A 7,526-nucleotide genomic window follows, 5' to 3' on the forward strand; every position below is an offset into this window, starting at 1 on the left:
AGTGTGTGTTTTTTAGAAATGTTACAAAATAAAAAAAGAAGATTTTGAATGCCTCCATCTTCTTTTTTAAAAAATTTAAATTATGCTTCTACCTCAACACGTTTTCCTATAAGATCAAAATCTAAATGACGTTTGACTAAGTCTGTATTTTTAACTTTTACCACAACTTCATCTCCTAGTTGATACATGTTCTTAGTGACTTCTCCAACCAAGGCATATTGTTTTTCATCAAACGTATAGTAATCATCTTTGATTTCACGAATGCGAACCATACCTTCACATTTGTTAGATATGATTTCCACATAAATTCCCCATTCTGTCACACCTGATATTACTCCTAAGAATTCTTCGTCTTTATGATCTTGCATAAACTTGATTTGCATATACTTGATAGAATCACGTTCTGCATTGGCAGCCAAAGCTTCCATTTTGGATGAATGCTCACATTTTTCTTCGTATTCTACTGCATCAGCAGATATTCCACCATCCAAATAGAACTGCAATAAACGATGTACCATGACATCTGGATAACGACGAATTGGTGAAGTAAAATGTGAATAATAATCAAATGCCAATCCGTAGTGACCAATATTGTTGGTAGTATATTTTGCTTTACTCATACTACGAATTGCCAAGGTATCAACCATATTTTGTTCCCCCTTTCCTTTTACATCTTCTAGTAGTTTGTTTAAAGAACTTGTGGTACTTTTTCTTGATTTTAGATTTAAAGCATAACCAAATCGTGAAATTATAGTTTGCAAATTCGCTAGTTTTTCTACATCAGGTTCATCGTGAATACGAAATACAAATGTTTTTTCTGGTTCTTGTTTTCCAATAAAAGCAGCTACACGTCTGTTGGCTAATAACATGAATTCTTCAATCAGTTTGTTAGCATCTTTTTGTGTTTTAAAATAGACACCTTCTGGATTGTTGTTTTCATCTAAGTTGAAACGCACTTCTACTTTATCAAACGAAATAGCTCCTTGATTCATTCGTTTTCCACGCATGATTTTTGCCAATTCATCTAGCTTTAAAATGGCTTCTACAATTGCAGTATCTACTTCATACGCTTCTCCAGTTAAAGAAACATCTGCAGGAATTTTATTTTCTTTTGTTTCAATGATTACCTGTGCTTCTTCATATGCAAATCGTTTATCAGAATACGTAACTGTTCGTCCAAACCATTGGTGTAATACTTCTGCTTTGTCATTGATTTCAAAAACTGCTGAAAAAGTATATTTTTCTTCATTTGGTCGTAAAGAACATGCTCCATTAGACAATATTTCTGGTAACATCGGTACTACACGATCTACTAAATATACCGAAGTTGCACGCTGATATGCTTCATCATCTAAGGCAGTTCCTGGTTTTACGTAGTGCGAAACATCTGCAATGTGAATTCCTATTTCGTAGTTTCCATTTTCTAGGATTTGAAACGATAGAGCATCATCAAAATCCTTCGCGTTTTTTGGATCAATTGTAAATGTTAATACATCACGCATGTCGCGACGCTTTTTGATTTCTGCTTCTTGGATAGATGTATCTAATTTATTAGCAGATCGTTCTACATGAGCAGGAAATTCATAAGGCAATCCATATTCTGCCAAAATCGAATGAATTTCAGTATCGTGTTCACCTGGCATTCCAAGCACCTGTGTTATTATTCCGAAAGGAGAATCAGCTCTTGCTGGCCAATCTTCAATTTCAACCAGTACTTTTTCACCATCTTTTGCATTGTTTAATTTGCTCTTTGGTACAAAAATATCGGTATACATTTTTTGATTAGAAACAATCACAAACGCAAAGTTTTTCTGCATTTGTAACACACCTACAAATTCTGTTTTTGCACGTTTTACAATGTTTGTAATTTCTCCTTCAGGACGATTGTTTCTTCTACGTTTGTATACATACACTTCCACTTCATCACCATCTAAAGCTCTGTTGAGTTTGTGACTTGGTACAAAAATATCTTCTTCAAAATCGTCACAAATGATAAATCCTTGACCACGAGAAGTCATATCCACAATTCCTGTGTAATATTCTGTGCTACCAATTACACGATATTTTCCACGATCAACCTCTTCAATTTTTTGTTTTGCTTTAAGTTTTTTAAGTGTTTTTATAATTTGATTTCTTCCGCTTGTATCTGTAATACTTAGTTTGGCAGCAATTTGTTTGTAGTTATAAACTTTGTTGGAAGATTTTTTAAATATCTGTAAGATCGCATCTGTAAGATTTGGAATCTTGTGCGATTTCTTTTTTTTCTTTCTTGCCATTATATCATTCTGTTTTATACGTTGTTACGTATATTTTCGATTCATTATTATTATTTTTTTACTAAAAAAAGCATACCGAAACTACTTTTTTGTTCTTTTTTACTCGATTATCGAGATTTAAAATACTTTACAATTAGCACTATTTTACTTTTTGAAAAGTACACATTTAATTTGTCAGGAAAATTATGTTTCTAGGAAATTAACAGTTTCATAGAGAAACATAAAAATAGGAGAGAAGCAGTAATAATTCTGATGCAAAGATAGAAATATTTTACAATTCGTATTTTGCAACAGATTAAATTCGTGTTATGTATGCGTAAAGATAAATGGTTTTTGATTGTGAATCCTACTTCAGGAAGCTTCTCAAGAAAACGAAAATGGAAACAAATTACTACAGCTTTTGAAACTCATGCTATTCCTTTTGATTTTGAATTTACTATAAAACCTCAGCATGAACACGAATTGGTGATTAAAGCTTTGGAGCAAGGATATCGAAAATTTGTAAGTGTTGGTGGCGATGGTACTCTACATCATATTGTAAATGGCTTGATGCAACAAAACATCACTTTATTAACAGATATAAAACTTGCAGTAATACCTTTAGGAACTGGAAATGATTGGGTAAAAACATATCGGATTCCAAAAAATATTGACAAAGTAGTTCAAATAATAAAAGATGAACATACTGTTTTTCAGGATATTGGAAAATTATCATTGCGAAATGAACAGAAAACCGTGTTTTTTAATAATGTTGCAGGATTGGGTTTTGATGGATATGTTGTACAACGAAATGAACGACTGAAATTTTTAGGTTCTATTTCTTTTTTGGTCTCCACCGTTTTAGGGTTAATTAGTTATAAATTAACTGAACTTTCTATTACTAGTGAACAGAAAAAAATAACGAGTAAATCTTTGTTAACAATTGTTGGAATTTGTCAATATTCTGGTGGTGGCATGCAGCTGACAAAAAATGTAGATCCTACTGATGGCTTGTTTGATGTTTCTATGGCAAAAAAATTTACGTTTTGGACCTTAGTTAAAAATGTAACAAGTTTGTTTAACGGTAAAATTGTCAATCATTCGGAAGTAGAGACTTTTAAAACTGATTTAATTACTATTGAAGCTTCACAAAAAAATACGTATATTCAAGCAGATGGAGAATTGGTGGGAACAGGCAGTTTTACTGGAGAAATTATTCCTAAATCAATAGCTTTTGTAGTACCAAAATAAGATTATATTTTAAAGCAAATTGGAGTTTTTAACTTTTTAAAATCCAATTAAATAGGCATATTTATCATAAAAATTCACATATAAAGATTAAACAAAATAGCCGATTTCTTAAAAAAAGTTAAAAAAATCTTAAGAAAAGTGTAACAAACCTGTTTTTTTCTCGTCTATAGAATAAGAGCCAAACTTAATTTGGTCAAAAAACTATGAAACGAGTATATAAAGTCATATTACTATTTGTATCGATCTTTTTGATCGGACTTTTCTCATTTGGTAGTTATATCAACTCTTCTTTGAAAACTAAAAATGATTTTAGAAACGATATTAGAGCTGTAGAAGTTCCTAATGATTCTATAAAAAATGCAGCTGTTGATATGTATTATTTAAACTAGTTTTCTTATTTTTAATACATTACATTTTACTTTTATTTTTAGTTTATGCTCAATTTTGTAACTGTTGCAACATTTACGTATCATTTTGAATATGCTGTGCTTCGCATTGTCTTGGATCAGAAAGGAATTAAATATGTATTTGAAAACGAAACGATGTTGAGTGTATTTCCTTTTTATTCGAACGCAATTGGCGGTATTTCGTTAAAAGTCCACAAAAACGATGTAGGCCTTACCAAACAAGTCTTAGACGATTTCTACGGTAAGCAATCGCATTTACGAATCGTATAAGCTTTATTATAAGATTCAATTCTTAGAAACGAATTGCTATTTCAATAATCTATTATACACTTATGCGTAATACTCGATATCATTTTTTAAGCATAATTACTCGAAGTAACGTTCAGATATTTCAAACTATTCTCAGGTTATTAACAATCCATACTCAAAGTTTCTGTTTTTTTAAACTTTCCCAAAAGAAGTAGCACATAATTCGTAAAAACAATCCATATTTCATTCTAAAAAAAATTCATTTTACAGAAATGTTATAAACATTAATTATATATATATTTCTTTCTTTTTAAAATTTAAAAAAAATAATGATGGTTATTATAGCTTGTGAATAGTTAGCAAAACTTTTTAAACTTTTTATAGGAATTGTGTTTTATGGAATTTGATGAACAACTTATTAAAAGTGTAACTTATTAATTTTAAGATTCATTAGCTAGGTTATCAACAGTTATTAACAACTGCTATACACAGTTTATTTTTGATAAAAAGTTGCTGAATTATTGTTAACAATTAAGAAAACGACCTTTAATAACTTTTCTAAAAAGAAGTGCTAAATAAGTTGCGAAGCATTAAAAAATATGCATATTGTAAAATATTCTGAGTTCACAAAATTTTCTTCTCATTTTCTAATCACAAAATATCAACAATTGATGTTAAGTTATAATCAGTTCAAAATTAAGTTATTGTAAAATGAAATTAACAACAACTTTTTTCGGTTGTTCAAAAGTCGATTCATACCTTTGTTTTCAACAAACACAACACAAAAAAACATGAAAACTATTGCCATCGGAAACGATCATGCCGGAACCGATTATAAAAATGCTATTGTAGCACATTTGGAAGCGAAAGGATATGCTGTTCATAACTACGGAACCAATACAGACGATAGTGTCGATTATCCAGATTTTATTCATCCTGTAGCTGCAGATGTAGAGAGCGAAAAAGTTTCGTTTGGAATTATTATCTGCGGAAGTGGAAATGGCGCTGCTATGACTGCAAATAAGCATCAAAAAGTACGTGCGGCACTTTGCTGGACCAAAGAAATTGTTGCTTTAGCTAGAGAACACAATAATGCAAATATTTTGAGTATTCCTGCACGTTTTACGTCATTACCACAAGCCATTTCGATGGTTGATACCTTTTTAGACACTGAATTTGAAGGTGGAAGACACCAACGTAGAGTGGAGAAGATTGCTTGTAGTTAAGCTTTTTGATTTTGCAGATTTAGAGATATTGAAAAACCCGCTGACTGTTGTAGTTGGCGGGTTTTTTGTTTTTTAATAGTTAAACGTTTAATCCTTTAATAGCTCTGTATACCATATCGTCAATAAGTTCTTTAAATAAATTAAAAGGCATTTTCCATATCATTTTTCCATCGTCATTGTCATAATTTGGACTTACTGAACAATTCTATGGTTGTGGATTATTTCCTTCGTCTAAATAAATAAAACTGTAGCAATCTTCATAACTACAGAAAACGGCTATAGGACGATTTATATTAGTTCCACGTTCCATTAATCTTTTTTTGATATATGTTGTTGAAAGATAATATGCATCATAATTTATACCTAATTCTAAAGGTAAGCCATTGTTATCACCTCCAATAGTTAAATACTCTTTAAACGCTATAGGAAACTGTTCTCCATTATTTAATTTAGATTCTAAATATTGAATTTTATCTGTGTTAAGCCCTTTAATAATATCATTTTTTTTAGTATTTATTTTTTTGATATTATTGTTATAATTTGTCAAATATTGATATTCCACTTTTACTTTAATATTTTACTGTTAAAACTAATACCTCCATGTATGTTTTTTTGTTATCAATATTACACTACTTATTTTTAAAAATCATAAGCTTCATCTTTTATACCATTTAAAAAATCCTTAAAAGAATTTGCTAAAAAATCAATTTGACCATCCGAATATTTTACATATACTTTTTCAGTATCTATATAAATTACTCCTCCATTTGAAGTGGCTATTGGAATACATACATTATTATTGAAGAAACCTTTTAAATTTTTTAAACGTTCACTCATATGATAGTCACCATATTTTATAGAAATAAATTCATCAATAGGATAACCTTTGAAGTATAATTCATCGATAGGATAGCCTCCATTATATTTTAATATATGTGATTTATATGATTCTGGAAATTTTAAATTGAATTCTATTTCAAAATCAGAAATTTCTTGAAGTGTTAAATTTTGTTCTGTATCTTCTAATTGTATCATGTTAAATATTTTTTTATATTAAGTAAATCTAGAAATTGACCTGCTGAACCAAAATGAGTTATAGTTGCATCATGTGCTTTTCTTAAAACTAATTGCATGGTACATTCTAAATTTTCGTCTAAATCATCTAAATGGTGCCAAGTATATTTTCTTTTTATTTTCTTTTGAGTTTTTGAATCAGTTATTCCCATTTTCTCAAAAGCTTGTTTAAAATCTTTATCTCTTGATCCAGTTACAGTGATTTTTACATTTCCAAAATTTGGATCATTATTACATAAATATTCAGTTAAACCATTAAAGTCAGGCGATGTACCTTTACCTTTTCTACTAATAGGTATATTACTGTATCCTTTTTCAGCTGCGTTTTTTGGATTATATTTGTTAGATTTAGTACTAATTCTTTTGTACATTTCATCTAGTAAAGCTTTACGTTCAGTTTTACTTTTATTTATAAAGTTAGTATATTTTTGTACGTTTTCTTTTAAACCTCTAAAAATAACTGTACCTGATTCATTAACTAAGTCAACAGAGGTAGAGTTTACTTTCACTGATAGTTTAAATTTACTTAAAACACGATTAATATCATTACTAAACCCTAAAATTTTTGAATCCATAATTTCATCCAGACTTTTTCCTTTTTTAGTCATTTCTTCATAAATTTTTTTTAAAAATTTAATTAAGGATGTTCTTTTAGTTTCATTAAAAATAACTACGTTTTTCCAAGTTAAAGTTTTACGTTTTTTTTCATTTTTTCCAATACCTAAACAACTGAATGTAACGCTGGTATTTTTTTGTATAATTATAGCAATCAAAGGATGCTTAATTATTCTTTTTATACATTTTCTTTTTTCCCTATATAAGAGAAGTTTTTTTAGTATCATTCTCATAATATATTTTTTATCTAAGGGGACAAAGAGTTAATAGTTCATCTTTAAATTCCTCAGGAACTAGTTTCATTTTTGTAAGTAATTTTTTTTCAGCTTTTGATAATTTATTAAAAGCTCTTTCAGCTAAATCTTTAGTAGTAGAAATCAATTCACGAATCCAGTCTAATAATGTTTCTAATGATTTTTTGAGATCAAAGTTTTTGATTTTGTTAAATA

At 29.2% G+C, this 7,526-nt stretch carries 9 protein-coding genes; 4 read left to right on the forward strand and 5 right to left on the reverse strand.

Annotated elements, in window-relative coordinates; all coding sequences use genetic code 11:
* Positions 1-80: 80 nt before the first annotated feature.
* Positions 81-2,276: a ribonuclease R gene (gene rnr, locus MK119_RS22080; protein WP_290683472.1), complete on the reverse strand. Its 2,196-nt coding sequence runs from the start codon at positions 2,274-2,276 to the stop codon at positions 81-83.
* Positions 2,277-2,588: 312 nt separating this feature from the next.
* Between rnr and MK119_RS22085 the strand changes: the two genes are divergently transcribed.
* The 4 genes from MK119_RS22085 to rpiB all read left to right on the forward strand — a co-directional run bounded on the left by MK119_RS22085 (position 2,589) and on the right by rpiB (position 5,388).
* Entirely contained in the window at positions 2,589-3,506 is a 918-nt protein-coding gene (locus MK119_RS22085; protein WP_290683474.1) for a diacylglycerol kinase family protein, read from the forward strand.
* Between the two features lie 203 nt (positions 3,507-3,709).
* Positions 3,710-3,895, forward strand: a complete 186-nt coding sequence (locus tag MK119_RS22090; protein WP_290683476.1) for a hypothetical protein — start codon at positions 3,710-3,712, stop codon at positions 3,893-3,895.
* A gap of 45 nt (positions 3,896-3,940) precedes the next feature.
* Positions 3,941-4,183: a DUF2007 domain-containing protein gene (locus MK119_RS22095; protein ID WP_290683478.1), complete on the forward strand. Its 243-nt coding sequence runs from the start codon at positions 3,941-3,943 to the stop codon at positions 4,181-4,183.
* 770 nt (positions 4,184-4,953) lie between these two features.
* A complete protein-coding gene (gene rpiB, locus MK119_RS22100) occupies positions 4,954-5,388 on the forward strand; it encodes a ribose 5-phosphate isomerase B (RefSeq protein ID WP_290683480.1) in 435 nt (144 codons plus the stop codon).
* 205 nt (positions 5,389-5,593) lie between these two features.
* On the opposite strand, the gene MK119_RS22105 is transcribed toward rpiB, so the two are convergent.
* The 4 genes from MK119_RS22105 to MK119_RS22120 all read right to left on the reverse strand — a co-directional run.
* A complete protein-coding gene (locus MK119_RS22105) occupies positions 5,594-5,935 on the reverse strand; it encodes a hypothetical protein (RefSeq protein WP_290683482.1) in 342 nt (113 codons plus the stop codon).
* A 92-nt stretch (positions 5,936-6,027) separates the two neighbouring features.
* Positions 6,028-6,423, reverse strand: a complete 396-nt coding sequence (locus tag MK119_RS22110) for an SMI1/KNR4 family protein (protein WP_290683484.1) — start codon at positions 6,421-6,423, stop codon at positions 6,028-6,030.
* A complete protein-coding gene (locus MK119_RS22115; RefSeq protein ID WP_290683486.1) occupies positions 6,420-7,310 on the reverse strand; it encodes an HNH endonuclease in 891 nt (296 codons plus the stop codon). The genes MK119_RS22110 and MK119_RS22115 overlap by 4 nt, the downstream gene beginning before the upstream one ends.
* A gap of 10 nt (positions 7,311-7,320) precedes the next feature.
* Positions 7,321-7,526: hypothetical protein (locus MK119_RS22120; protein ID WP_290683488.1), on the reverse strand; the 206-nt coding region annotated here is incomplete at its 5' end.

This window comes from Kordia sp., assembly GCF_022447245.1.
Classification (GTDB): domain Bacteria; phylum Bacteroidota; class Bacteroidia; order Flavobacteriales; family Flavobacteriaceae; genus Kordia.

Coding starts and splice junctions, on each gene's coding strand:
- MK119_RS22110 (WP_290683484.1), bottom strand. CDS start 6,423: ATGATACAATTAGAAGATACAGAACAAAATTTAACACTTCAAGAAATT.
- rnr (WP_290683472.1), bottom strand. CDS start 2,276: ATGGCAAGAAAGAAAAAAAAGAAATCGCACAAGATTCCAAATCTTACA.
- rpiB (WP_290683480.1), top strand. CDS start 4,954: ATGAAAACTATTGCCATCGGAAACGATCATGCCGGAACCGATTATAAA.
- MK119_RS22115 (WP_290683486.1), bottom strand. CDS start 7,310: ATGAGAATGATACTAAAAAAACTTCTCTTATATAGGGAAAAAAGAAAA.
- MK119_RS22090 (WP_290683476.1), top strand. CDS start 3,710: ATGAAACGAGTATATAAAGTCATATTACTATTTGTATCGATCTTTTTG.
- MK119_RS22095 (WP_290683478.1), top strand. CDS start 3,941: ATGCTCAATTTTGTAACTGTTGCAACATTTACGTATCATTTTGAATAT.
- MK119_RS22085 (WP_290683474.1), top strand. CDS start 2,589: ATGCGTAAAGATAAATGGTTTTTGATTGTGAATCCTACTTCAGGAAGC.